Raw genomic sequence first — 25,054 nt, forward strand, 5'->3', positions numbered from 1 at the left:
GGATTTAGCGACTCTCCGAGCTGTCTGACTTCTCCGTCCGAGTCCAGGAGCCCCACCTGGCCGGAGAGCAGGCAGAAGGGGAGACTCGTGAGACGGGTTCTCGCCGGCGCCCTCGCCGCCCTCACCGCCACCGTCCTCACCCTCACGCTGACCACCGGGCCGGCCGCCGCCACCCCGCCCAACATCCCCTCGGCCGGCACCGCCGCCTCCCGCCTGGCCGCGCTCACCGTGGCCGCCGAGTCCCACCAGTCCACCTACAGCCGCGACCTGTTCCCGCACTGGATCACCATCTCCGGCGCCTGCAACACCCGGGAGACCGTGCTCAAGCGCGACGGCTCGAACGTCGTGACCGACTCCTCCTGCGCCGCCGTCTCGGGAAGCTGGTACAGCCCGTACGACGGGGCAACCTGGAGCGCGGCCGCGGACGTCGACATCGACCACATGGTCCCGCTCGCCGAGGCGTGGCGGTCCGGCGCGTGGGCCTGGACCACTGCCCAGCGGCAGGCGTACGCCAACGACCTCGGCGGCCCCGAGCTGTGGGCGGTCACCGACAACGTCAACCAGGCCAAGGGCGACCAGGACCCGAGCACCTGGAAGCCGTCGCGCACGGCGTTCTGGTGCACCTACGCCCGCGCCTGGATCCAGGTGAAGTGGTACTACAACCTCACCCTGCAGAGCTCGGAGAAGTCGGCGCTCAGCAGCATGCTCGGCTCCTGCTGACCCCTCCCGGCGGCGCGCGGGCCACCGCGCCTCGGATGTGCGGTGAGCGGGCCGCCGGGGGTGTGCCCGGACGGCGAGACGGCGCCGTCCCGGCCCGGTGACGGGCGGGGGCGGCGCCGTACGCCGAACCGCGGTGGTCAGCCGGTGGCGGCGGTCACCCCGGCGACGGCGTCCGCGTCGCCGGGCGTCGCGGTGGCCGCGCCGGTGCCGCCGGTCCTGCCGTAGTAGGCGTCGCGCATGAGCTCCTGCATGTCGTCCAGCATCGGCATCCGGGGGTTCGCCGGGGCGCACTGGTCCTCGTAGGCGTTGCGCGCCTGCTGCGGCAGCGCGGCCAGGAAGGCCTGCTCGTCGACCCCGAGGGCCTGGAACGACGGCTCGATCAGCGCCGCGTCCCGCAGCCGCTCGACCGCCGAGGCGAGCGACTCGACGCCCTCCTCCGGCGTGGCGGCCGGCAGCCCGAGCGCCTGGGCGATCTCCTGGAACCGCTCGGGGGCGCGGTAGCTCTCGTACTTCGGCCAGCCGGACAGCTTGGCCGGCACCGTGCCGTTGTAGCGGATCACGTGCGGCAGCAGCACCGCGTTCGTCCGGCCGTGCGCGACGTGGAAGGTCGCGCCGAGCGTGTGCGACATGGCGTGCACGATGCCGAGGAACGCGTTGCCGAACGCCATTCCCGCGATCGTGCCCGCGTTGTGCATCCGCTCCCGCGCCTGCGGGTCGGCGCCGCCGCGCCGGACCGCCCGCTCCAGGTTCGCGAAGATCAGCTTGATGGCGTGCAGCGCCGGGCCGTCGGTGAAGTCGCTGGCGTACACCGACACGTACGCCTCGATCGCGTGGGTGAGCGCGTCGAAGCCGCTGTCGGCGGTGATGGCCCGCGGCAGGTCGGCGGTCAGCGCCGGGTCGACGATCGCGACGGTCGGGGTCAGCGCGTAGTCGGCCAGCGGGTACTTCTTGCCGGTCGCCGTGTCGGTGATCACCGCGAACGGCGTGACCTCCGCGCCCGTGCCCGAGGTGGTCGGCACGCAGACCAGGCGGGCCAGGTCGCCCAGCGGCGGGAACTTGAACGCGCGCTTGCGGATGTCGAAGAACTTCTGCCGCATGTCGGCGAAGACGACCTCGGGGTGCTCGTACCGCAGCCACATCACCTTGGCCGCGTCCATCGCCGACCCGCCGCCGAGCGCGATGATGGTGTCCGGCCGGAAGTGGCGCATCAACTCGGCGCCGCGGTCCACCGTGGCCACGCTCGGCTCGGGCTCCACGTCGTCGATGATCTGCAGCGCCACCCGTTCCGGACGCCGGCCGAGGATCGTGATGATCCGGTCGACGTAGCCGAGCCGGGTCATCGTCGGGTCGGTGACCACGGTCACCCGGTGGACGTCCGGCATGTCGGCCAGGTAGCGGATCGCGTGCGGCTCGAAGTAGACCTTCGCCGGCACCTTGAACCACTGCAGGTTGTTGGTGCGCCGTCCGATGCGCTTGATGTTGAGCAGGTCGACCGCCGAGACGTTGTGCGACACCGAGTTGCGGCCGTAGCTGCCGCAGCCCAGGGTCAGCGACGGGATGAACGCGTTGTACATGTCGCCGATGCCGCCCTGGGAGGACGGGGCGTTCCAGATGATCCGGACCGCCTTCACCCGCTGCCCGAACCGCTCGGCCAACCGCTCGTCGCGCGTGTGGATCGCGGCGCTGTGGCCGAGCCCGCCGAACTCCACCATCCGCTCGGCCAGGCCGATGCCCTCCTCATGGCCGCCGGCACGCAGCACGGCCAGCACCGGGCACAGCTTCTCCCTGGTCAGCGGCTCCGCCGGGCCGACCGACCCCACCTCGGCGAGGATCACCGAGGTGTCCGCGGGGACGGTGAACCCGGCCCGTTCCGCGATCCAGGCCGCCGTACGCCCGACGGCGTCGGGGTTGATCCGGGTCTCGTCGCACGACCGGCCGTCCGCGGCGCCGCCGAACAGGAACTCCTCCAGCTTGCGCTTGTCCTCCTCGGTCGCCCGGTAGGCGTGCAGCCGGGCGAACTCGGCGAGCACCGTCTCGTACACCTGCCCGTCGATGATCACCGCCTGCTCGGAGGCGCAGATCATGCCGTTGTCGAACGACTTGGACAGCACGATGTCGTTGACCGCGCGACGCAGGTCGGCGCTGCCCTCGATGTACGCGGGCACGTTGCCGGCTCCGACGCCGAGGGCGGGCTTGCCGGCGGAGTACGCGGCGCGGACCATGCCGTTGCCACCGGTGGCGAGGATCGTGGACACGCCGTCGTGGTGCATGAGCGCGGTGGTGGCGTCGAGCGACGGCCGGTCGATCCACTGCACGCAGTGCTCGGGCGCGCCCGCGGCGACCGCCGCGTCCCGTACGGCGCGGGCGGCCGCGGCGCTGCACTCCTGCGCGGCCGGGTGGAAGGCGAACACGATGGGGTTGCGGGTCTTCAGCGCGATCAGCGCCTTGAAGATCGTGGTGGAGGTCGGGTTGGTCACCGGAGTGACGCCGCAGATGACGCCGACCGGCTCGGCGATCTCCACGATGCCGCTGATCTCGTCCCGGGCTATCACCCCGACGGTCCTGAGCGACGCCATGCTGTTGGTGACGTGCTCACAGGCGAAGATGTTCTTGACCGCCTTGTCCTCGAACACGCCGCGCCCGGTCTCCCGTACGGCGAACTCCGCCAGGGACGCGTGTTCGTCGAGGGCCGCGACCGACGCCTTCCTGACGATCTGGTCGATGTCCTCCTGCCCGAAGGCGGCGTACTCCTCCAGCGCCTTGAGCGCGTTCCCCACCAGGGTGTCGATCATCTGGGCGATGGGCGCGGGAACGCCGGCGGCCTGGTCGGCCATGGTCTCACCTCGTGGCTGTCGTCGGCTTGCGATCACCTCAAGCATCGCGACGACGCGCCTGCGGCGCCGGAGCGTTCCGGCCCCGGACCGCGGGCCCAAAGGCACATCCGCGGCGGGACCTTCGGCGGCCCCGGGAGCTCAGGGAGACGCCGGGACGGCGAACGCCCCCGCACCGCCTCGCCTGTGACGGCGTGGCGCTGCGAGGGCGCGGTGGTGCGCGGGCGGACGGGCTCCGCCGTGCCGGTCAGTCGGTCGCCGGCGGGATGTTCTGGTTGACGCGGAACAGGTTGGCCGGGTCGTACTTGGCCTTGATCTGGCGGAGCCGGTTCCAGGTCTCGCCGGGGTAGGCGTCGCGGACGCGGTCGGGGCCCTCGTCGCTCAGGAAGTTGACGTAGGCTCCGCCGTCGCTCTGCCGGAGGGCCTGCCGGAAGTCGGAGATCCAGGCGTCGCGGACGACCTTCTCCTCGGCGCTCTCGTAGAAGGTCGCGAGGTTCACCAGGATCTTGCTGTCGCGGTGCGCGAACGCGGTGGCGTCGGCCGCCACGCGGGACATCGCCCCGCCGAGCACCCGCAGCTGGACGGCGCGCATCGAGGAGTCGGACGACTCCAGGAAGTGCAGGATCGTCTCGGCCGCGGGGGTGTCGACGCGGTCGATGAACATCGTGGTGGCCGCCGCCGACGGCTGCTCGGCCTCCTCCTCGTGCGGGAACATCCCGGAGTAGGGCATCGGCTGGATGAAGTCGGCCAGCGGGGTGGCCAGCGCCCGGAACGGCGCGAGGACCTCGTCGGCGGCCTCGGGCGCGCCGGACCAGACCACCAGCGCCAGCACGATCAGCTTGCCGTGCACTTCCTCGGGCAGGAACGGCATCGGCGGCGCGTTCATGACGTTGACGATCGTCGAGAGCTCCTCCGGCGCGGCGTCGGCCGCGGCGATGAAGCCGGTGACGGTCTCGGGGGTCGCGGGCAGGGTGATCATGCCGCCGACGATGCCGTCCAGCGGGAACAGCCGGAACTTCAGCCGCGTGACCACCCCGAAGTTGCCGCCACCGCCGCGGATGGCCCAGAACAGGTCGGGGTGATTCTCCTCGTCCACGTACCGGATCTCGCCGTCGGCGGTCACGACCTCGGCCGCCAGCAGGTTGTCGATGGTGAGGCCGTGCTTGCGGACCAGGTAGCCGATGCCGCCGCCGGTGGTGATGCCGCCGATGCCCACCGAGCCGGTGTCACCGAAGCCGGTGGCCACATTGTGCTCGACCGCGGCCTCGGTGTACGCGCCGGCGGTCGCGCCGCCCTGGGCCCACGCGGTGCCGTTCTCCAGGTCGAGGTCGACCGCGGACAGGTCCCGCAGGTCGAGCACGAGGCCGCCCTCGATGACGTTGTGACCGGCATTGCTGTGGCCGCCACTGCGGACGGACAGTTCGGTCCCCGTCTCGCGGGCGAAGTTCACGACCTTCACGACGTCGTCGACGTCGGCGACGCGGACGACGGCCGCCGGCCGGCGATCGAATCCGCCGTAGACCCAGCGCGCCTTGTCGTACCCGTCGTCCTGCGGCTCGATCACCGTGCCGCTGAGGGTTGAGCGCAGGCTCGCGATCGTGGCGGGATAGACATTCACAGACATAAGGGAACTCCTCCGCGGCACCTTTTCCTGCCGCTCGTGGCTGACAGAGAATGCCGTGCTCATGTTCCGCGATGACTCAGTCATCCAATCAGCAATAGCTTCTCCGATCATTGCCTGTGCGGTGGCCGGTTTTCAACTCGAATAGGGGTGGGGTAGGGGTGGCCCGGCGGATGGTCACAGGGGTCGCGACCTGCCCCGGAAGGTCATCGAAGGTGAATATCGAAAATCGGCCGCCATGGCCCGGCTATCGCGTATCCGGCCGGTCGCCGCGCAGCCGGCCGTGCCCCTGGTGGCCGGCGGCACGGCCGCGACGCGGAGAGGGCGGCAGGCGGGCGGGGAGGCGGCCCGGCGACGACGGGCCGCTTGCGATCTTCGATCGCCGAGTCGCGATGGCGGGCTCGCCTGGCGGGCGGTTAGGGTCGCAGATGATGACTCCGCCGGTGGCCCGAGGAGGTCGTGTGCGCAATCCGTCGCCGCCCCTGCACATGCAGCGGGACGGGTTCGATCCCGTTCCAGAGCTCTCCGCGTTACGGGACGAGGAAGGCGTCGCCAAGATCCGCACGGTGTTCGGCACCGATGCGTGGCTGGTCACGCGGTTCGAGGACGTTCGCGCTCTGCTGAGCCGGCCCGACCTCTACAGCAACGCGCTGGTGCCACCGCTGCGGCCGCCCGGCGCGCCGCCGCCGAGTGAGAAGGAGGCCGCCGAGATGCGGGCCGGCAACCTGCTCGGCGCCGACCCGCCCCACCACACCCGCCTGCGGCGCATGCTCACACCGGAGTTCACCGTCCGCCGGATGCGCCGGCTGGAGCCCAGGGTCCAGCAGATCATCGATGATCACCTGGACGCGATGGAACGCGGCGGGCCGCCCGCCGACCTGGTGGCGGACTTCGCGCTCCCGGTCCCGTCCCTGGTGATCTGCGAACTGCTGGGCGTGCCGTACGCCGACCGGGCCGGCTTCCAGCGGACGACCCACCAGATCCTGGACGTCTCGCTGCCGCCGGACGAGCGCGCCGCCGCGGCGGCGGAGGCCCGCGCGTACATCACCGGACTCATCCCCGGGGTCAGGAGCGACCCCGGCGACGACCTGTTCGGCATGCTCGTACGCGAGCACGGCGACGACCTCGGCGACGCCGAGCTCGCCGGCATCGGCAGCCTGCTGCTGATCGCCGGGCACGAGACCACGGCGAACATGCTGGCCCTGGGCACCCTGGCCCTGCTGCGGCACCCCGACCAGCTCAAGCTGCTGCGCGACGAGCCGGACCGCGTGGACACCGCCGTCGAGGAGCTGCTGCGCTGGCTGAGCATCGTGCACAGCGGAACCGCCAAGATCGCCACCACCGAGTCGCGGCTCGGCGGCCGGACCATCGCCGCCGGCGACATGCTGCTCGTCTCGCTTCCCGCCGCCAACCGCGATCCGGCGCTCGTCTCACATCCGGACGAGCTGGACATCCGCCGGGACGCCCTGGGGCACGTGGCGTTCGGGCACGGCATCCACCACTGCCTCGGCGCGCCCCTGGCCCGCATGGAGCTGCGGCTCGGGTTCCCCGCTCTGCTGCGGCGCTTCCCCGAGCTGCGCCTGGCGGGCGAGCCGGTGTTCCGGTCCTACACCGTCGTCCACGGCCTGACCACCATGCCGGTGGCCTGGTAGGCGCGGGTCGCGGCCGGGCCGCGACCCGCGGCAGGTGCGGCGCCGTGGTCAGCGGCGGACTTCGCGTCCCGCCCCCTGGGCGACGTCCAGCACCTCCTGGGCGCTGAAGCGGCACTGGTCACCGTGCACGCTCATCGCCAGGGAGGCCATCGCCGTCCCCCGGCGGAGCGCGTCGCCGGGGGAACCGTCGAGCACCCCCCACAGCACACCGGCCGCGAAGGCGTCCCCGGCGCCGATCCGATCGACCGCGACGGTGGGCAGCGCGGGGGCCGCGAAGGACGCGCCGTCCCACCAGGCGACCGCGCCGTCGGCGCCCGACGTCACCACGACGCGGGTGATGTCCAGCTTCCCCGCCAGATCGCGTGCCAGCGTGACGGGATCGCCCGTCAGGCCGAAAAGGTCGCGAGCGTCCTCGGCCCGGCAGATCAGCACGTCGATGTCCGGCGCCGCCGCGACGGTGACGGCGGCGGCCGTCTCGGTGGCGGACAGCGCCGCCCGGTAGTTGACGTCGTAGACGACGAGCGCGCCGCGCTCGCGCCCCTCCCGCGCCGCGCGCAGCACCAGCGCGTCGGACCCCGGTGCCACGGCGGCGGTGATGCCGGTCAGATGGAGGATCTCCGAGTCGCAGACGGCGGCCCAGTCGAGGTCGTCGGCGGTGAGCGAACCGAACGCGGTGCGGGCCCGGTCGTAGACGACGCTCGTGGGACGCGGCGGGGAGCCGATCTCGGCGAAGTAGAGGCCGAGGCGCTCGCCGGCCGTCCACCGCACCGTGTCGAGGACGACGCCGGCGCTGGACAGCGAGTCGGTGACCCGCCGGCCGAGGACCGTGTCGGGCAGCGCGGAGGTCCAGCGGGTGGAGACGCCGACCGAGGCCAGGGCCACGGCGACGTTCGCCTCGGCGCCGGCGACGTGCACCCGCAGTTCCCCGCACTCGCGCAGCCGCTCGCCAGGCGCGGGTGACAGCCGTAGCATGGCCTCACCCAGTGTGGAGACCTGGACACGCCGTCCGCTCGCCGGACCTTCGCCCTGATGTCCGCTCATGTCCGGAGATCACTCCCTTGACGGATATGTCGCCCTAGGCGCATTCATCATACATATGAGTAACGTCGCTCGCACCAGACGCGCGACGCCCCAGCTCATCGCCGGCCGCGGGGCGGGGAGCTGGTGGCTCCCCGCCCCGCGCGGTGCGAGATCACGGGCGGTTCAGCGCCCCAGCCACCCGCCGTCCACTGGAATGATCGCACCCGAGACGTAGTCGGACGCCGCCGAGCAGAGGAAGACCGTCGCCCCCGCGATGTCGTCGCCGTGCCCCCAGCGTCCCGCCGGGATCCGCTCCAGGATCGACCGGGACCGGTCGGGGTCGTCGCGCAGCGCCGCGGTGTTGTCGGTCGCGATGTAGCCCGGCGCGATCGCGTTGACGTTGACCCCCCGTCCGGCCCACTCGTTGGCGAGCGCGCGGGTGAGGCCGGCGATGCCCGACTTCGCGGCGGCGTAGCCGGGCACGTTGATCCCGCCCTGGAAGCTCAGCAGGCTCGCCGTGAAGACGACCTTGCCGTGGCCGCGCTCCAGCATCGGACGGGCGACCAGCTGGGTCAGGGCGAACTGGCTCGACAGGTCCACCTCGAGCACCCGGTCCCACCATTCGAGCGGATGCTCCGCGGCGGGAGCCCGTTCGATCGTGCCCGCGTTGTTGACGAGGATGTCGGGAGCCCGCTCCGCGAGCTCGGCGCCGAGCGCCAGCACGGCGTCCCGGTCGGCGAAGTCGACCGTGCGGCTCTCGAACGACCGGCCTAGCTTGCGGATGGACGTGGCGACCTCGTCGTCCTCCCGCATCTGGGCGCTCACCCCGATGATGTCGGCGCCGGCCGCCGCGAGGGCCTCGGCCATGGCGCGGCCGATGCCCCGCCGTGCGCCGGTGACGACCGCGACACGACCCTGGAGATCGAACAGGCCGCTCATGCCCGGCCCTCCCCTGCGACGTCCACGAGGATCTTCATGGCCCGGCCCGCCGACAGGTCGGCGACGGCGGAGGCGGTCTCCTCGATCGGGACGACCCCGGAGATGAGGGCGTCCGCCGGGATGACGCCCCGGCCGAGCAGCTCGACGGCACGCTCGAAGTCGGACCGCTGGTAGACCCGGGCGCCCAGCAGGCGGAGCTCCCGCCAGAACACGCGCTGCAGGTCGATCTCGCGCGGTGCGGAGTGGATGGCCACCACGACGATCGTCCCGCGCACCTTGGCCAGCGCGGTGGTGGCGCGGACCGCGGCGGCGGCCCCCGACACCTCGAACACCACGTCGGCGCCGACGCCGCCGGTCCAGCGCTCGACCTCGGCGACCATGTCGGCGGAGGAGGGGTCGATCACCTCGAACCCGAGCTCGGCGATGCGGCTCCGGCGGGAGGCGTCGACCTCGGCGACCATGACATGGGCGCCGGCCTCGCGGGCGACGGCGGCGATGAGCACTCCGATGGGGCCGCCGCCGAGCACGACCGCGCGGTCGCCGACCTGCAGCTCCGAGCGCCGGACGTCGTGCACCGCGACGGCGGCGGGCTCGACGAGCGCCGCCGTACGCAGGTCGAGGCCGGCGGGGAGCGGCACCGCGATCGACGCGGGGACGTTCCACCGCTGCTGCAGGCCGCCGGGGGAGTCGATGCCGACGAAGACGAGGTTCTGGCAGATGTGCTGATGACCGGCCAGGCAGGCGGCGCAGGTGCCGTCCCAGATGAGCGGCATGACGGTCAGCGGGTCGCCGACCTTCCAGCCCTCAACGCCCGCGCCGACCGCCGCCACCGTGCCCGACGTCTCGTGGCCGAAGACCAGAGGTGTCCGTACTCTGGCGTCCATGTTCCCGTGCACGATGTGGAGATCCGTCCCGCACAGTCCGCAGTAGGCCACGGCGATCTGGAGCTCCCCGGGACCTGGTGGCTCGACGTCCACCGAGACCGTCTCCAGGCGGCCTCCACCCATGTACGCAGTACCTCTCATCGGGCGTCCTCACTCTCCGCTGACCCTCATGTAGCAACTCTTGCACACGTCATACGTATGCCATTACTTTTATCACCATCGCTCGTCGCCGACTGTGGGCGACAGAACAAAGGACTCCAACATGTTCCGATTCATACGAGCCGGACGCAAAGGACCATGGTTGCGGGTGATCGGCGGTGTGGGGGCATCGGCCGTCGCCCTCACGTTGGCCGGTTGCGGAGGCGGTGGCGGCGCCTCGGTCGGTTCCTACGGCTTTGCGCAGGTCGAGCAGGATGACAAGGCGCCGATCACGGTCTGGGTGGACTCGGACCGGGTGGGCGCGGCCGACGCCTTCAAGAAGGCCAACGCCGACGTGAAGATCAATGTCGTCACCTACGACGGCTCGGCCAACGGCTCCAACTCGTTCCGGACGAAGGTCCAGCTTTTCGACCGGGCGGGCAGCGGCTGGCCCGACGTGGTGTTCTCGACGCAGAACAACGACGCGGCATGGGCGAGCCAGAAGACCAACGGCAAGGAGCCGTTCGCGGCAGTGCTGAACGGCGGCCTCGTCCCCAAGGCCACGCTCGACGCCTTCACCGAGGGCTCGCTGGCTCCGTGCACCGTCGAGGGCAAGGTCTACTGCCTGCGCAACGACCTCGCCCAGGCAGTGCTCTGGTACGACAAGAGCCTGCTCGACAAGTTCGGCTACGCGGTGCCCACCACCTGGGAGGAGTACCAGGCGCTCGGTGAGAAGGTCGCCAAGGAGCACCCCGGCTACATCGTCGGCACCGTCGGAGACCCCTGGACCCCCGAGGTCTACTTCTGGGGCAGCAAGTGCCAGGCGAACGGCATCACCGGTCCCAAGACGGTTACGGTCAACGTCGAGACCACCGAGTGCAAGCGGGCCGCGACGATGCTCGACACCCTGATCAAGAACGGCACCACGCCCAACATCAGCGTCTTCACCCCGGAGTTCCTGAAGAAGTACTCCGGCAAGGTGCTCATGATGCCGGGTCCGGCGTGGTACGCGGGCGCCATCTTCAACAACCCGCAGTCGCTGAACGTCCCCAAGGGCCAGCTCGGCGTCGGCGCGCCGCCGGCCTGGCAGGGCGACACCGCCGTGACCGGCAACGTCGGCGGCGGCACCTGGTTCGTCAGCAGCCACTCCAAGAACCTCAAGGCGGCCGAGAAGTTCGTCGAGTTCGTCACGACGGCCGACGACTACCAGGTGAACGTGGCGCCCGGCTTCCCGGCCTACGCCCCCGCCGCGGAGAAGTGGATCAAGAAGCAGGAGTCGAGCGGCTACTACGCCACCGACCTGCAGGCGCTGGTCAAGGCCGGATCGCAGATCTGGACCGGCTGGGGCTCTGGTGTCTTCAGCCAGGAGGCGATCTGGGCGAAGACCATGACCCCCGCGATCGCCGGCGGCAAGAGCATCGCCGATCTGCTCCCGGAGTGGGGCACCGCGATCAAGAACCAGGCTCAGGTCAACGGGTACACGGTCAAGTGATATGACGCTCACGGACAAGGCCGCCCGGGCGGCGGTGACATCGCACGGGCGGCCATCGGGGGGCCGGAGTGGCGATGACAAGAGCGCGATGAGCTACGGCTTCGTCGCCCTCTACACGGTGCTGGTGGTGGCGTTCGGGGTCCTTCCCGCCCTGTACGCCGTCTACCTGGCGTTCACCGACGGCGACGGCGGCTTCGCGGGAATCACCAACTTCACCAAGGTGATGAGCGACTTCCGCTTCCTGCCCGCCGTGGCGCACGTCGCGCTCTACCTGGTGATCTGGCTGGTGGCGCTGGTCGTGCTCGTCGCGTTCCTGGCCATCGTCGTGCACGCCGTACGGGTGCGGTGGCTGAGCAAGACGCTCCGGCTCGTCTTCTACCTGCCGGGAGCGCTGGCCGGCGCCTCCAGCGTGCTGCTGTGGCTGTTCGTGCTCGACCCGACCGCGAGCCCGGTCAGCGGCCTGCTGCACCTGTTCGGCTTCACCAGCTTCGTGCAGGTCATCGTGCCGGCGAACCTGCCGCCGATCTTCGCCATCATCGCGTTCTGGACCGGCGCCGGCGGCTGGATCGTCATCATGTACGGCGCGCTCAACAACATCAGCGCCGACGTGATCGAGGCCGCGCGCATCGACGGAGCCACGACCGTGCAGATCGCCTGGCGCGTCCAGCTGCCGCTGCTGCGCAAGTGGATCTCCTACATGGGGATCATGTCGCTCGCCGCCGGCACGCAGCTGTTCGTCGAGCCGCAGTTGCTCTCCCAGGCCAGCAACGCGGTCGTGCCCAACGACTACTCGCTCAACCAGCTCGCCTACCAGTACGCCTTCCAGCAGAACGACTTCAACGGAGCGGCGGCGATCTCCCTGCTGCTGCTCGTCATCGCCCTCGCGCTGTCGGCCGTCTTCGTGACGCGCGGCGGCCTGTTCGAGAGGGGCTGAGCCATGACGACACTGGACATCGGCCGCCACGCCAAGAGCCGGGGCCGTCTCGACGGCTGGAGCGGCCGGACGATCATCGGGGTCGTCCTCGCGGTCTTCGTGCTGTTCTTCGCCATCCCGATCGTCTGGCTGCTGCTGGCGACCACCAAGTCAGCCCGCGGGCTGATCGTCGACCACCCGTTCCTGCCCGGCGGCCTCGGCGACCTGGCCGCCAACTGGGACCAGCTCTTCGGCTTCCAGGACGGCGCGGTGACCGCCTGGGTGGGCAACTCGGCGCTGTACGCCGTGGGCGCGCTCGTCATCACGCTCGTCGCGAGCATCCCGGCGGGTTACGCGATGGCCCTGACGGAGTTCAGGTTCCGGCGGCTGCTGCTGGTGGTGACGCTGATCGTCATGCTGATCCCGAACACCGCGCTGGTGCTGCCGATCTTCCTGGAGCTGAACGTCGTGGGGCTGATCGGCAGCCCGCTGTCGGTGATCCTGCCGATGTCGTTCTTCCCGTTCGGCGTGTACCTCACCTACATCTACTTCTCCACCAGCGTCCCGCGTGACCTGCTCGCCGCGGCACGCCTGGACGGATGCACGGAGTTCCAGGTGTTCACCCGGGTCGCGCTGCCGCTGGCCGCGCCGATCGTGGCCCTCGTCGCGTTCTTCAGCTTCGTGCAGAACTGGAACAACTTCTTCCTCCCCTTCGTGATGCTGCCCTCCAGCGAGGGGTATCCGATCCAGGTCGGCCTGACCTCGCTGCTCGCCTCGACCCCGGCCTTCAACCCCAGCTCCGCCGGGGCCCAGTCCGTGCAACTGCCGACGCTCGCCCTCGCGACCGTCATCTCGGTGCTGCCGGTACTGATCGTCTTTCTGTTCGCGCAGCGTTTCCTGGTCGCGGGCATGACGGCCGGAGGAACGAAGGAGTGAGTCGAATCATCGCCACAAAGGAGCAATCGTGAAGGTCACCGGCTACCGCAGCCTGACGACGGGGCACGACTGGGGCCGGCTGATCGGCGACGCCAACGGTGTCATGCCCGAGCAGCGCACTGACGTGCACGTGCTGATCCTGGAGACCGACAGCGGTCTCGAGGGCGTCGGGCTCGGGGCGCACGGCGATGTCGACCGCGTCTTCGGCGCCATCGAGGGCGAGGACCCGCGTGCCGTCTCGGCGCTCTACGACCGGATGATCGACCGGGTCTTCAAGACCGGCCACGCCGGTGCGGCCTTCGGCGCGATCGGCGCGATCGACATGGCGCTCTGGGACCTCAAGGCGAAGGCGGCCGACGAGCCGCTCTGGCGCACTCTCGGGGGCCGTGACCGGTTCGTCCAGGGGTATGCGTCCGGGCTGGACATCGCGCTCGACGACGACGCTCTCGTGCGCCTGTACGAGCGCTTCGCGGAGCGGGGCTTCAGCTCCGCCAAGCTCAAGGGCGGCCGCGACCTCGAGCACGACCTGCGCCGCCTGACCGCGCTGCGGGACGTCCTGCGGCGCAACTCGGCGCAGCCCGCGCTGATGTTCGACGCCAACGAGTCGTGGAACCGTTCGCAGGCCGTGCGGTTCATCTCGGCGCTGGAGCAGGTGGTGGACCTCACCTGGGTCGAGGAGCCGGTGCGCAGATGGGACGCGGCCGGGCTCGCCTCGGTCCGGCAGAGCATCCGCGCGGGCGTGGCGACCGGGGAGAACCTCACCGGCCTTGAGCAGTACCGGCCGCTCCTGGACGCCGACGCCATCGACATCGTCCAGGTGGGCAACGTGTGGGGCATCACGCACTTCCTGCGGGTGGCCGCGGTGGCGCACAGCCGTGACCTGCCCGTGAGCCCGGTGGCCTACCACACCAACCCGCTCGCGCACGCGGCCGTGGCCGTGCCGAACCACCTGGCCTTCGAGGTCCAGGACCTGTCGGCTCCGATCGGGCTGGACGTCGACCAGGAGTTCCAGGACGGCGGCATCGTGCTGGGCGACGAGCCGGGCCTCGGCATCCGGGTCGACGAGAAGCAGATCAACGCCGCGCGCGCCGTCGACCCGCCGGCCGCGACCACCGGGCCCCATGTCCGTCCCAGCCGGGCGGGCCTGCGCCTGGTCCCCGATTCCCAGCGGGACGGCGACCGCATCGGCGCGGCCGGAGAGAGGATGGTGCACCAGTGAGCGCGGACCGTCGCGTGGAGCGGCACGCCCTCGTCGTCGGCCTGCGGCCCGAGCACCGGGAGCGGTACCTCGAACTGCACAGCCAGGTGTGGCCGCAGGTCGAGCAGACCCTGCGCGAGGCGAACGTCACCAACTACTCGATCTACGTCTTCGGCGACATGCTGTTCGCCTACTACGAGTACGTCGGTGACGATCACGCGGCCGACATGGCCCGTATCGCCGAGGACCCGGTGACCCGCGAGTGGTGGACGCACACCGACCCGTGCCAGGTGCGCATCGGCGAGGAACGCGAGCCCGGAGCCCTGTGGCAGCCGATCGACGAAGTCTGGCACCTGTCGTGACCGGCTCCGCCGGCGCGCCGGTGGTGGACCTGCTCAACCGAGGCCGGTCGGCACATGGTGTCATCGGCTTCGGTGGAGCCCCCCTCGGCAACCTGGCCCGCGCCTTGAGCGACGACGAAGCCGCCCGGACGATGCGCCGGGCGTGGGACCAGGGCGTGCGCTACTACGACACGGCGCCGCACTATGGTCTCGGGCTCTCCGAGCGCCGCGTCGGGGCCGAGCTGCGCCACCACCCTCGTGACCAGTACGTGGTGTCCACCAAGGTCGGCCGCCTGATCGTGCCCAACCCGCGGCCCCGCGAGTGGGACGACGACGGGTTCGCGGTCCCGGGTGATCTCACCCGGCGGTGGGACTTCTCGGCCGCGGGCGTCGAACGCTCGCTGCACGAGAGCCTCGCGCGTCTCGGGATCGACTCGGTCGACATCCTCTACGCGCACGACCCCGACCAGGCGTGGGAGGGCGCGGCCCGGGAGGGCCTGGCGTCCCTGGCACGGCTGAAGGCCGAAGGCGTCGTGCGGGCCATCGGCGTCGGGACGAACTCGACCGCGGGGCTCGCCGGGCTCATCGAGGAGGGCCTCGTCGATGTGATCATGCTGGCCAACCGCTACTCGCTGCTCGACCACAGCGCGCTCGACTCGGTGCTCGCGCCGGCCCACCGCGCCGGCGTCGCCGTGGTCGCGGTCGGTGTCTTCGCGACCGGTCTGCTGTCCACCCCCCGGCCCGCCCCCGGTCTCACCTACGAGTACCGTGCCGCCGACGCCGAGGTGATCGAGCGTGCCCGCCGCATCGCGGCGATATGCGAGGACCACGGGGTGGAGCTGCCGGACGCCGCGCTGGCCTTCCCGCTGTTGCATCCCGCCGTCACGGCGATCGCCGTCGGCATGCGCTCGCCCGATGAGGTGGACGAGGACCTGCGGCGGTTTCGGGCCGACGTCCCGGCCGGACTCTGGGAGGACCTGGTCGCCGAAGGACTGATCCCGGCCGGGGCGGTGCGCGTGGTGGAAGACCACCGCGGTGCCGCTCTCGGCGAGGGAGGACAGGCCTGACCAGAGGTGGCGGGTGGAGTGCGCCCTCCTCAGCGCTCCGCCCGCCATCGGCGAACCGGCGGGGACGGCGTCCCGCGCGCCGGCTCAGCCTTCGGCGTCTCCGCCCAGGGCTCCCCGTACGCCGGGACGGCGCCTGGCCCATGAGCCGAGGATGTGGACGCGCATCGCGGCGGCGGCCCCCTGGGCGTCGCCTTGCAGGATCATCGACTCGATCTGCCGGTGCTCGGCGAGCGACTGGGCGAGTTCGTCCTTGTTCGGCTCGCCGTTGTACCGGCTCGACAGCCGGGCCTTGGCGTGGATGCCGTGGATGATCGCGTGACCGAGACGGTTGCCGGAGGCAAGCATGATCATCTCGTGGAAGGTGACGTCCTCCCGGGCGTAGCGCTCCGGATCGGGCAGGCTCTCGGCGAGGATGTTCGCCTGCTTCGCCAGCGCCTCCGACTGCGCCGGTGTGATCACGCGCGCGCACTGTGCCGCCATGTCGCACTCGAGCGCCGCCCGGACGTTGATGAGGTCGTCGAGGATCGACAGTTCGCTGTCGTGCCGGATCTGCGCCTCGAGGACCAGGGGGTCGAGCAGGTTCCAGCCGATGGGCTCAAGGACCCGGGTGCCCCGGCCCGGAGTGGCCTTGACCAGGCCCTTCGCTTCGAGAAGCTTGATCGACTCGCGGATGACCGTACGGGAGACCGCGAACTCCTGGCACAGCTCGGGCTCGGTGGGGAGCGCGCTGTCCACGGGATAGGCGCCCGACACGATGCGGTCGACCAGATAGGTGACAACGGTGTCGCCCAGCCGCCGGGGGCGCTGGAATCTGGATGGCTCCGGCGAGCCGGAGGAACCGCTCGCGTTCAGATCGGGCTGAGAGAAAGCGGCGGTCACTGGGCCTCCAGGATGATGGTCACACCGTGAGTGTACCCCTTAGCTGCATACGTAATTCATATGATGGGACGCTGTTTCAGCGAGTTTCGTCTCATGGTCACTCCGCGGATACAGAAGGACCGCCTGCGCGCCGGAAGCGGGCAGGCGGTCGAAAGTATGGCCCCGGTGTTCCCCGCGGCCGAAGGGGGGCAATGCGGACGACTGCCGGTGTCAGCGGGCGCGACGTTGCCACTGCTGGTTGGTGCCGCCGTTGCAGCTCCACTGGATGAGGCGGGCGCCGTCGGCGGTGGAGCCGTCGGTGACGTCCAGGCACCTGCCGCTGTGCCGGGCGACGAGGCGGTAGTACCCGCCGCCCGCGTCCTGGAACTGCCACTGCTGGTTCGTCCCGCTGCCACAGGTGTACTGGACCACCTTCGCGCCGTCGGCGGTGGAGACGTTCGCCACGTCCAGGCACAGGCCGCTGTGCTGCGCGACGAGTTGCACGTAACCGCCGCCGGCGTCCCGGGGTGACCACTGCTGGTTGGCGCCGCTGCCACAGGTGTACTGGATCACCTCGGCGCTCAGCGCCGCGCTGCCGTTGACCACGTCCGCGCACTTGCCCGAGTGCCGGGCGACGAGGTTGACGGCCGACGAGGCGACGCCGGCCACCACGCCGGTCTCGGTGTCCACCGTGATCTGCGGGTACCAGTCCAGGGCCAGGCTGGTGGCGCTGGGGAAGCGCAGCGGCAGCCAGACGTACTGCGAGTCGGCGTACGCCGCGCCGAACCCCGGCCCCCAGCGGTCGCCCATGTAGAGGTAGGAAGTGGTCTGGGTGCCCTGCACCGGCAGCACGAACATGGTCTGGGAGCCGTAGGTCGTGGAGTCTCCGGCGTTCTGCCACGCGCTCCAGGGCCCGGCGAGGCTGGTGGCGGTGGAGTACTTCTGCTGGTTGGGGTTCCAGCCGGTGGCGCCGGAGGTGAGCATGAAGTAGACGCCGCCCCGCTTGAACAGCGCCGGAGCCTCCCGGGTGTCCCCCTGCCACACCCGCACGAGCGACGCCACGTTCGTGTAGTCGGCGGTCAGCCGGTAGATGTGCAGGTCGGCGTTCTCCCGGGCGGCGGAGACCATGTAGCCGGCGCCGTCGTCGTCCACGAACGCCGTGATGTCCCGCGACATGTGCTGGTTGAACGGGCGGAAGCTGCCCCGGTAGGTGTAGGTGCCGTCGACCGTGCTCGACGTGGCGACCGCGGCCCGCGCCTCGCCGTAGTCCCGCCCGTTCTCCTTGTGCATCCACATCACGAACTGCCGCGTCGAGGCGTTGTAGATGACCTTGGGGCGCTCGATGTTGGCGACGCCCAGCTCCGACGCCGACGCCTGGGTCAGCGCGTTGTTGCGGAACTCCCAGGTCCGCAGGTCCTGGGAGCGGTAGACGGTCACCGCGCGGAAGGTCGAGTCGGCGTTGCGGCTCTCGCCGAACCAGTAGTAGTAGTCGCCGACCTTGATGACGCCGCCCCCGTGAGCGTGGACGACGTTGCCGGAGGTGTCGCGGAACTGCGTCCGGTTGGTCACCGTGACGGTCGCGGCCCCGGCCTCCGGCACGACGCCCGGTCCGAGCATGGCGGCCACGAGGGCCAGCGCGAGGGCGACCATGCGGCCGGTGGTCCGGCGGCTGAGCAGGGCCTGCAATCGGGACACGAGGGCTTCCTTCCGGTCGGCGTTCGCCGATGGCGCTGCCGCGACGCGGCCGGGGACGGCACGTGGGCCCGCGTGAAAAGGAACACCCGGCCCGGTGCGCCCCGGCGTCCGGGTGCGGCGACAGCTGCAATGTAAGACGCTCACTTTCCCCTGTAAACAGCGGTGGAACGAAGGCGGGACGCCGCGTCGGCGCCCCGAATCGTCCAGCCGGTAAAGCCAGCGGCCATGCGTCATGCTGCCTTCGAGAATGGATATCCGGCGGCCACGACATCGGTGATCCCCGCGGCGGCGGCCAGCACGGGGGAGCTGAAACTTTCATATTCCATCCGCTTTACCGGAAACCCTCCGCCGAGCCGCCGAATGAGAACGACCACGCGGTCTTCCCGGACCGCACGGTGGAGGAGCGGCAGCTCACCTTGACGCACGACCGGGCCGGGCTCATAGTGATGCCGTCGCCCGCTCAGGTGTCGCCTCCCGGCATTGGAGGTCCGCACAGGCCGCATCGCTTCCCGGAATCGTCCGCGCCGGCAGGTCGTACAACAGCCGGTGTTCCGCGTGCTCCCGTACCCGTCGCCTGTTCTTCCGGCGCGGTACAACGCGGTCGTCCGCGCCGGGGCGGGCGAAATGCGGGTTCGGATCCGAGGCGATGTCACCTGGCGGAGAAACACGAGACCTGCGACGGTCGTTGCGGAAGCGGTTTCCCTCTCTGATGGCGTTACCGCGGACGCCGGACAGGTTTGTTAACGTTAACAAGCGAGGTATCCGTGCAGAGACCTTCCCGCCTCCTTCCCCGGGCGGACCGCCGCCGGGCCACGACCATCACCGTGATCGCCGTCGCGCTGCTCGCGTTGTTCCAGTCCCTGCCGGCCGTCACGCCCGCCGCCGCGGCGACCATCGACACGAGCGCCTCGTACGTGCTGGTCAACCGCAACAGCGGCAAGGCGCTGGACGTCTACGAGTGGGCCACGACCGACGGCGCGCCGCTGGTGCAGTGGTCCCGCAACGACGGCGCCTGGCAGCAGTGGCAGTTCGTCGACTCCGGCGGCGGCTACTACCGCCTCAGGTCGCGGCACAGCGGAAAGGTCGTGGACATCTCCGGCCGCTCGACCGCCGACGGCGCCAACGTGGTCCAGTGGGCCGACAACAACGGCACCAACCAGCAGTTCCGCCTCGTCGACACCGACAACGGGTACGTCAAGCTGATCAACCGCAACAGCGGCAAGGCCCTGGAAGTATGGGAGCGGTCCACCGCCGACGGCGCCCGGATCTCGCAGTACACCGATCTGAGCGGCGCCAACCAGCAGTGGCAGCTCGTCAAGCTCGACAGCACCCCGCCGCCCGCCTACCCAGGCCCCGGGTACGTGACCGGTGACATCGGCGTGCACGACCCGGAGGTCGCCAAACGACCCGACGGGAGCTACCTGCTGGCCCACACCGGCGACAACATCGTGCTCAAGACCTCCACCGACCGCACCACCTGGCGCAACGCCGGAGTGGCGTTCCCCGGCGGAGTCTCCTGGGCGCACACCTACACCAACGGCAGCAACACCCTGTGGGCCCCGGACATCACGTACGTCAACGGCAGGTACTACATGTACTACTCGGCCTCGACCTTCGGCTCCAACCGGTCGGGCATCTTCCTCGCGACCAGCACCAGTGGGGCGTCCGGGTCGTGGACCAACCAGGGCCTGGTCATCGAGTCACGGTCGTCCGACGACTGGAACGCCATCGACCCCAACCTCGTCATCGACGACCAGGGCCGCTGGTGGCTCGACTTCGGCTCGTTCTGGTCGGGCATCAAGATGGTCCAGCTCGACCCCGCCACCGGCAAGCGTCTGGACACCACCATCCGTGCCATCGCCGGGCGGGGCGGCGGCGCGATCGAGGCGCCGTTCATCTACCGGCGCGGCGGCTACTACTACCAGTTCGTGTCGTTCGACGCCTGCTGCCGCGGCGCGTCCAGCACCTATCGCATCATGGTCGGCCGCTCGACCTCGATCACCGGCCCGTACACCGACCGCAACGGAACGGCGATGACCTCCGGCGGCGGCACGCAGCTCCTGGCCGGCCATGGGAGCATCCACGGGCCCGGCCACCAGGCGGTCCTGGCCGACACCGACGGCGACATCCTCTTCTACCACTACTACGCCGACAACGGGTCCTCCCTGCTCGGCATCAACAAGCTCGGCTGGGACAGCGCGGGCTGGCCCTACGTCTACTGACGCGGATCCACCCGGCCACGGTTCTCGGCTGCCCGGCAGGAACACAGCGACAGCGCGGTCATCGGCCGGCCGCGGCGTAGCGGCGCCGGTCACGCGGTCGCGACCGAACCGGGACCAGGCCGGTCTGCGGGACCTTCGGCCCTGGCCGCATCGCCGTGCGCGGCGAGGATGGGGACAGGCGCACGACGACCCGGGGAGCGAGATGAGTGGACCGGTGGTCATGTCGCGGTTCGGGTTGTCGTCGGCGGAGGCCGCCAAGCGGTTGGAGCGGGATGGCCGGAATCTGCTGCCCGCCAAGCCGCCGCTTCCGTTGTGGCGGCGGATGGCCGGGCAGCTCCGCGATCCGCTGATCGTCGTGCTGCTGGTGGCCGCGGTGCTGACCGCGGTCACCGGCGACTGGACGGACATGGTCGTGATCCTGCTGGTGATCGTGGTCAACACGACCGTCGGCGTGGTCCAGGAGGTGCGCGCCGACCGTGCCATCACCGCGTTGTCCGCGCTCACCGCGCCAGCCGCCCGGGTCGTACGGGACGGCGCGCAGCAGGAGGTTCCCGCGGCCGAGGTGGTGCGCGGCGACCTGCTCGTACTGGCCGAAGGGGACATCGTTCCGGCCGACGCCCGGGTGGAGGCGGCGGCCGCGCTGCTGGTCGACGAGTCCGCACTGACCGGCGAGTCCGTGCCGGTGGACAAGAACCCCGGCGACGAGGTCGCCTCGGGCACCGTCGTGGTGCGTGGGCGCGGCCGGGCCGAGGTGTACGCGACCGGGGCGGCCGGCGCGGCCGGGCGGATCGCGGCGCTGATGACGACCGGGTCCGCGATCACGCCGCTGCAGCGCCGCCTGGTCGGGGTAGGACGGCTGCTGGCCGGGGTCACGGTGTTCCTGTGCGTGGTGGTCGGGGCGCTGGGGCTGCTGCGCGGGCAGCCGGCGGAGCTGATGGTGGTGACCGCGATCAGCCTGGTGGTGGCGGCCGTACCGGAGTCGTTGCCGGCCGTGGTCACCCTCAGCCTGGCCCTCGGGGCACGGCGGATGGCCGCGCGGCGCGCTCTCGTACGGCGGTTGCACGCGGTCGAGACGCTCGGCTCGGTCACCGTGCTGGCCACCGACAAGACCGGAACCCTCACCGAGGGCGAGATGGTCGTGCGGCGGCTGTGGACGCCCGCCGCACAGGCGGCGCTCACCGGCTCTGGCTACGGCCCGGAGGGGCGGCTCGACGGGGATGCCCCGGCCGAGGCGTTCGCCGGCCTGCTGACCGCCGCCGCGCTCTGCAACGACGCCCGGTTGCTGTACGGCGAGGGCAAGGAGTGGCGGGCGCTGGGAGATCCGACCGAGGCCGCGCTGCTGGCCGCCGCGGCCAAACTCGGCCTGGATCGGCATGATCTGAACATTCGCCTGCCGCGGCTGGCCGAGCGGCCCTTCGACAGCGTGCGCAAGCGGATGAGCACCGTGCACCGGCTGCCCGGCGGGCGGGTGCGGGTGATCTGCAAGGGCGCGCCGGAGGTGCTGCTGCGCGACCAGGTGCTGGCCGACGGCCCCGCGCTGTCGGCCCGGGCCGCCGCGGAGGCAGAACGCCTCGCGGACGCGGGTTACCGGGTGCTGGCCGTCGCCCAGGCCGATCTGGCCAGGCTTCCGGAGGACACACCGGAAGCGGTGCCGGAGACGGGATTGCGGCTGCTCGGGCTGATCGCCATCCTCGACCCGCCCCGTGCGGCCGCTTCCGGGGCCGTCGCCGCGTGCCGCGGCGCCGGGATCCGGCCGGTGCTCATCACCGGCGACCACCCAGGGACGGCCCGCGCCATCGCCATCGAGTTGGGCATCATCCCACCTGAGGGGGAGGTCGTCGACTGCCGTGACGTCCTCCACGGCCAGGCCCGGTCCACCGACCCAGTGGCCGAGTCCGGCCGCTGCGCCGCCACCGGGCTCGCCCCGGAGTCGGCCGTACTGCCCGTCGCCGGACTCACCGTCACGGCCGCCGTCTACGCCCGCGCCACCCCCGAGCAGAAGCTCGCCCTCATCGAAGGCATGCGCGCCGGTGGCGAGGTGGTCGCGATGACCGGCGACGGTGTCAACGACGGGCCCGCCCTGCTCCACGCCGACATCGGCGTCGCCATGGGCGGGCGCGGCACCGAGGTCGCTCGCCAGGCCGCCGACCTGGTGCTCGCCGACGACGACCTGGACACGGTGGTGGCCGCCGTCGAGGAGGGCCGCCGCGTCTACGCCAACATCCGCCGCTTCCTGGTCTACGCTCTGTCCGGCGGCGCCACCGAGATCGCCGTCATGCTGTTCGGCCCGCTGTTCGGCCTGGCGTTGCCGCTGTTGCCCGCCCAGATCCTCTGGGTGAACCTGCTCACCCACGGCCTGCCCGGCGTCGCGCTCGGCGGCGAGCCCGCCGACCCGGCCGAGATGCGCCGCCCGCCCCGCCCGCCCGGCCAGAGCATCCTCGGCGGAGGGCTGTGGCAGCGGGTGATCCGCATCGCGATCGTCCTGACCGCCGTCACGCTCGGCGTCGCCGTCTGGGCCCTGTACACCGGACGCCCCTGGCAGAGCATGGCCTTCTTCGCCCTTGGTGCGGCCCAACTCGGTGTGGCGGTGGGCTCCCGCGCCCGCCCTGGCACGCGGGCCAACCCCGCCCTGCTGCTCGCCGTGGCAGGAGCGCTGCTGCTGCAACTCGCCGGCCTGTACGTGCCGCTGCTGCGCGACCTGCTCGGCACCGTCCCTCTGTCCGCAGGGGACCTGCTGATCGTGGCCGTACTGTCGGTCCTCGGCTACGCCGCCGCCCGCCTGGACCGTGTCCTGCACCAGGAGCCCGTCCCGGTGATCTCCGAGGCCGGGTGACAGTACTGCGCGGGCACCCGGGAGAGCGACGGACTCGGATCGGCTTGTGAAGTATCGCGAACGGTACGCAGATCCAGGTCGATGTGGCCGTTCTGGCGGCCGTGGACCACGGACGCCCGCGACGGGTTCTCTCGCTGGGTGAGGTCAAGTGGGACAGGGTCATGGGGGCCGAGCATGTGGCCCGGCTCCGGCGTGCGCGCGATCTGCTCACGGCCAGGGGGTACGACACTCGTGACACGGTGCTCACGTGCTATTCGGGCGCCGGATTCACCCGGGAACTCGGTGCCGAAGCGGGAAGCGGCGTGCGCTTGGTGACACTTGACGACCTTTACACCTGATCGCTCGCTCTCCAGGTGTCCTGGCTTGGGCTAGGTTGTCGCCGGCGGCAGCGTACAAACGGATGAACGTTTCATCACACGTCTCATCACCCGCAGTGCGGATCGGTCCGGTAATGCCAGTTGGGGGCATTCGAGAAGGTCGAAACGTCCCCGACCTCTCGATCTTCCTCTTGACGCGACCCGATGTGTCCTAGTTTGCTCCGCCCATATCACCGGTATCGAGCCCCGTGGGCGGGACCTCTCGCGTCACGGACCAGTTGTTAGCGCTAACACGCCTGGCCCCGGAAGGAGGGTCTCCATGATCGGAGGCGGTCCGTGGCCGCGCGCCACCCGGAAGGCGTCCCAGGCGTGGGCCGGCTTCGGGAAGGGGCGCACCGAACGCCCCTGGCCCGGAACGGTCGCCGGCGGCAGGACACCGGAGCCTGCGGACCGGCGAGTCATCGGTCCCCCGGACCGGGAGACTCCAGGCGACCACGACTGTTTCGCCCGCTGCTCCGGCCACCACCGGGCAGCGGCGAATGGCTCGGCCGGACGTACCGCCCCCGTAGTCCAGGCCCCCCTGCCTCGTACCGACCCCCAGGAGTAGACCATGGATTCACCCCCCATCCGCTCGATCGCCGATCGATGGCGTTCGCCGGCCGCGAAGGCGGTCCGGACGACCGCCGCGCTGGTGACGGTGCTGGCCGCGGCGCTGGTATGGACGACGCCCGCATCGGCGGCAGCGGCTCCGCTGGTGAGCGCGCAATCGGGCCGGTGTCTCGATGTGTCGGGCAACACCGACGTGCAGGGCACCAACCTGCAGATCTGGGACTGCAACGGGCAGGCCAACCAGGCGTTCGAGTTCACCTCGGCCGGTGAGCTGCGGACGTTCAACGGCACGCGCTGCGTGGACGCGTACGGTGCGGGCACCTCGCCCGGCACCAGGGTGATCATCTGGGCCTGCAACGGGCAGAACAACCAGAAGTGGCGCCAGAACGCCGACGGCTCGATCACCGGCGTGCAGTCGAATCTGTGCCTGAACGTGAACAACTCCGGCACGGCCAACGGGACGCTCGTCAACCTGGGGACCTGCAACGGCCAGGCCAACCAGAAGTGGAGCACCTCCGGGGGCAACCCGAGTCCGACGCCGACCCCGACGCCGACCGGCACCTGCAACCTTCCTTCGACCTACCGCTGGACCTCGACCGGTTCGCTGGCGAATCCGAAGTCGGGCTGGGTGTCGCTGAAGGACTTCACCCACGTCAACTACAACGGCAAGCACCTGGTCTACGGCACGACGCACGACTTCGGGTCGAGCTGGGGTTCGATGAACTTCGGCACGTTCACCAACTGGTCGGACATGGCCTCGGCCAGCCA

At 70.8% G+C, this 25,054-nt stretch carries 18 protein-coding genes; 11 read left to right on the forward strand and 7 right to left on the reverse strand.

The genetic code is table 11. The features are described from left to right. Positions 1-87: 87 nt before the first annotated feature. Complete coding sequence (locus IEY93_RS21830; RefSeq protein WP_189164949.1) at positions 88-720, forward strand: HNH endonuclease family protein; 633 nt, start codon at positions 88-90, stop codon at positions 718-720. 137 nt (positions 721-857) lie between these two features. On the opposite strand, the gene adhE is transcribed toward IEY93_RS21830, so the two are convergent. After that, positions 858-3,554, reverse strand: a complete 2,697-nt coding sequence (gene adhE, locus IEY93_RS21835) for a bifunctional acetaldehyde-CoA/alcohol dehydrogenase (protein WP_189164950.1) — start codon at positions 3,552-3,554, stop codon at positions 858-860. A 244-nt stretch (positions 3,555-3,798) separates the two neighbouring features. Continuing rightward, complete coding sequence (locus IEY93_RS21840; protein WP_189164951.1) at positions 3,799-5,175, reverse strand: FAD-binding oxidoreductase; 1,377 nt, start codon at positions 5,173-5,175, stop codon at positions 3,799-3,801. 458 nt (positions 5,176-5,633) lie between these two features. Between IEY93_RS21840 and IEY93_RS21845 the strand changes: the two genes are divergently transcribed. Further along, complete coding sequence (locus tag IEY93_RS21845) at positions 5,634-6,824, forward strand: cytochrome P450 (RefSeq protein WP_229691345.1); 1,191 nt, start codon at positions 5,634-5,636, stop codon at positions 6,822-6,824. Between the two features lie 48 nt (positions 6,825-6,872). Here the strand turns inward: IEY93_RS21845 and IEY93_RS21850 are convergent, their stop codons facing one another. From IEY93_RS21850 to IEY93_RS21860, 3 genes are all read right to left on the reverse strand, one after another. After that, positions 6,873-7,865 (reverse strand): sugar kinase, encoded by a 993-nt coding sequence (locus IEY93_RS21850; protein WP_189164952.1) that lies wholly within the window; start codon positions 7,863-7,865, stop codon positions 6,873-6,875. A 162-nt stretch (positions 7,866-8,027) separates the two neighbouring features. Then, entirely contained in the window at positions 8,028-8,783 is a 756-nt protein-coding gene (locus IEY93_RS21855) for an SDR family oxidoreductase (RefSeq protein ID WP_189164953.1), read from the reverse strand. After that, positions 8,780-9,808, reverse strand: a complete 1,029-nt coding sequence (locus tag IEY93_RS21860) for a zinc-dependent alcohol dehydrogenase (RefSeq protein WP_189164954.1) — start codon at positions 9,806-9,808, stop codon at positions 8,780-8,782. The genes IEY93_RS21855 and IEY93_RS21860 overlap by 4 nt, the downstream gene beginning before the upstream one ends. A gap of 166 nt (positions 9,809-9,974) precedes the next feature. On the opposite strand from IEY93_RS21860, the gene IEY93_RS21865 reads away from it, so the two are divergent. The 6 genes from IEY93_RS21865 to IEY93_RS21890 all read left to right on the forward strand — a co-directional run bounded on the left by IEY93_RS21865 (position 9,975) and on the right by IEY93_RS21890 (position 15,752). Next, the gene (locus IEY93_RS21865; protein ID WP_229691354.1) at positions 9,975-11,297 is read left to right on the forward strand and encodes an ABC transporter substrate-binding protein; all 1,323 of its coding nucleotides are present in this window, start codon (positions 9,975-9,977) and stop codon (positions 11,295-11,297) included. Between the two features lie 88 nt (positions 11,298-11,385). After that, on the forward strand, positions 11,386-12,231 hold the full coding sequence (locus IEY93_RS21870) for a carbohydrate ABC transporter permease (RefSeq protein ID WP_203968456.1): 846 nt from the start codon (positions 11,386-11,388) through the stop codon (positions 12,229-12,231). Positions 12,232-12,234: 3 nt separating this feature from the next. After that, on the forward strand, positions 12,235-13,146 hold the full coding sequence (locus tag IEY93_RS21875) for a carbohydrate ABC transporter permease (protein WP_189164957.1): 912 nt from the start codon (positions 12,235-12,237) through the stop codon (positions 13,144-13,146). Positions 13,147-13,174: 28 nt separating this feature from the next. Further along, entirely contained in the window at positions 13,175-14,365 is a 1,191-nt protein-coding gene (locus tag IEY93_RS21880) for a mandelate racemase/muconate lactonizing enzyme family protein (RefSeq protein ID WP_189164958.1), read from the forward strand. Next, on the forward strand, positions 14,362-14,706 hold the full coding sequence (locus tag IEY93_RS21885; RefSeq protein WP_203968457.1) for an L-rhamnose mutarotase: 345 nt from the start codon (positions 14,362-14,364) through the stop codon (positions 14,704-14,706). The genes IEY93_RS21880 and IEY93_RS21885 overlap by 4 nt, the downstream gene beginning before the upstream one ends. Next, positions 14,703-15,752, forward strand: a complete 1,050-nt coding sequence (locus tag IEY93_RS21890) for an aldo/keto reductase (protein WP_229691346.1) — start codon at positions 14,703-14,705, stop codon at positions 15,750-15,752. The genes IEY93_RS21885 and IEY93_RS21890 overlap by 4 nt, the downstream gene beginning before the upstream one ends. Positions 15,753-15,836: 84 nt before the next feature. On the opposite strand, the gene IEY93_RS21895 is transcribed toward IEY93_RS21890, so the two are convergent. Both IEY93_RS21895 and IEY93_RS21900 read right to left on the reverse strand, forming a co-directional pair. Next, positions 15,837-16,631, reverse strand: coding sequence for a FadR/GntR family transcriptional regulator (locus tag IEY93_RS21895; protein ID WP_189164959.1), 795 nt, complete (start codon positions 16,629-16,631; stop codon positions 15,837-15,839). Between the two features lie 210 nt (positions 16,632-16,841). After that, positions 16,842-18,305, reverse strand: a complete 1,464-nt coding sequence (locus tag IEY93_RS21900; protein WP_203968458.1) for an RICIN domain-containing protein — start codon at positions 18,303-18,305, stop codon at positions 16,842-16,844. A gap of 764 nt (positions 18,306-19,069) precedes the next feature. Between IEY93_RS21900 and IEY93_RS21905 the strand changes: the two genes are divergently transcribed. The 3 genes from IEY93_RS21905 to IEY93_RS38455 all read left to right on the forward strand — a co-directional run. Then, on the forward strand, positions 19,070-20,527 hold the full coding sequence (locus IEY93_RS21905) for a family 43 glycosylhydrolase (protein WP_229691347.1): 1,458 nt from the start codon (positions 19,070-19,072) through the stop codon (positions 20,525-20,527). 202 nt (positions 20,528-20,729) lie between these two features. Beyond that, the gene (locus IEY93_RS21910; protein WP_229691348.1) at positions 20,730-23,360 is read left to right on the forward strand and encodes a cation-translocating P-type ATPase; all 2,631 of its coding nucleotides are present in this window, start codon (positions 20,730-20,732) and stop codon (positions 23,358-23,360) included. A gap of 927 nt (positions 23,361-24,287) precedes the next feature. Further along, positions 24,288-25,054 (forward strand): non-reducing end alpha-L-arabinofuranosidase family hydrolase (locus IEY93_RS38455; protein WP_229691349.1); only part of this gene is annotated, 767 nt, incomplete at its 3' end.

It is taken from the genome of Sphaerisporangium melleum, from assembly GCF_014646695.1.
Classification (GTDB): domain Bacteria; phylum Actinomycetota; class Actinomycetes; order Streptosporangiales; family Streptosporangiaceae; genus Sphaerisporangium; species Sphaerisporangium melleum.

Excerpts from the sequence above, each read along its gene's own strand:
- IEY93_RS21850 (WP_189164952.1), bottom strand. The coding sequence starts at position 7,865 with ATGAGCGGACATCAGGGCGAAGGTCCGGCGAGCGGACGGCGTGTCCAG.
- IEY93_RS21870 (WP_203968456.1), top strand. The coding sequence starts at position 11,386 with ATGAGCTACGGCTTCGTCGCCCTCTACACGGTGCTGGTGGTGGCGTTC.
- adhE (WP_189164950.1), bottom strand. The coding sequence starts at position 3,554 with ATGGCCGACCAGGCCGCCGGCGTTCCCGCGCCCATCGCCCAGATGATC.
- IEY93_RS21855 (WP_189164953.1), bottom strand. The coding sequence starts at position 8,783 with ATGAGCGGCCTGTTCGATCTCCAGGGTCGTGTCGCGGTCGTCACCGGC.
- IEY93_RS21860 (WP_189164954.1), bottom strand. The coding sequence starts at position 9,808 with ATGAGAGGTACTGCGTACATGGGTGGAGGCCGCCTGGAGACGGTCTCG.
- IEY93_RS21875 (WP_189164957.1), top strand. The coding sequence starts at position 12,235 with ATGACGACACTGGACATCGGCCGCCACGCCAAGAGCCGGGGCCGTCTC.
- IEY93_RS21910 (WP_229691348.1), top strand. The coding sequence starts at position 20,730 with ATGAGTGGACCGGTGGTCATGTCGCGGTTCGGGTTGTCGTCGGCGGAG.
- IEY93_RS21840 (WP_189164951.1), bottom strand. The coding sequence starts at position 5,175 with ATGTCTGTGAATGTCTATCCCGCCACGATCGCGAGCCTGCGCTCAACC.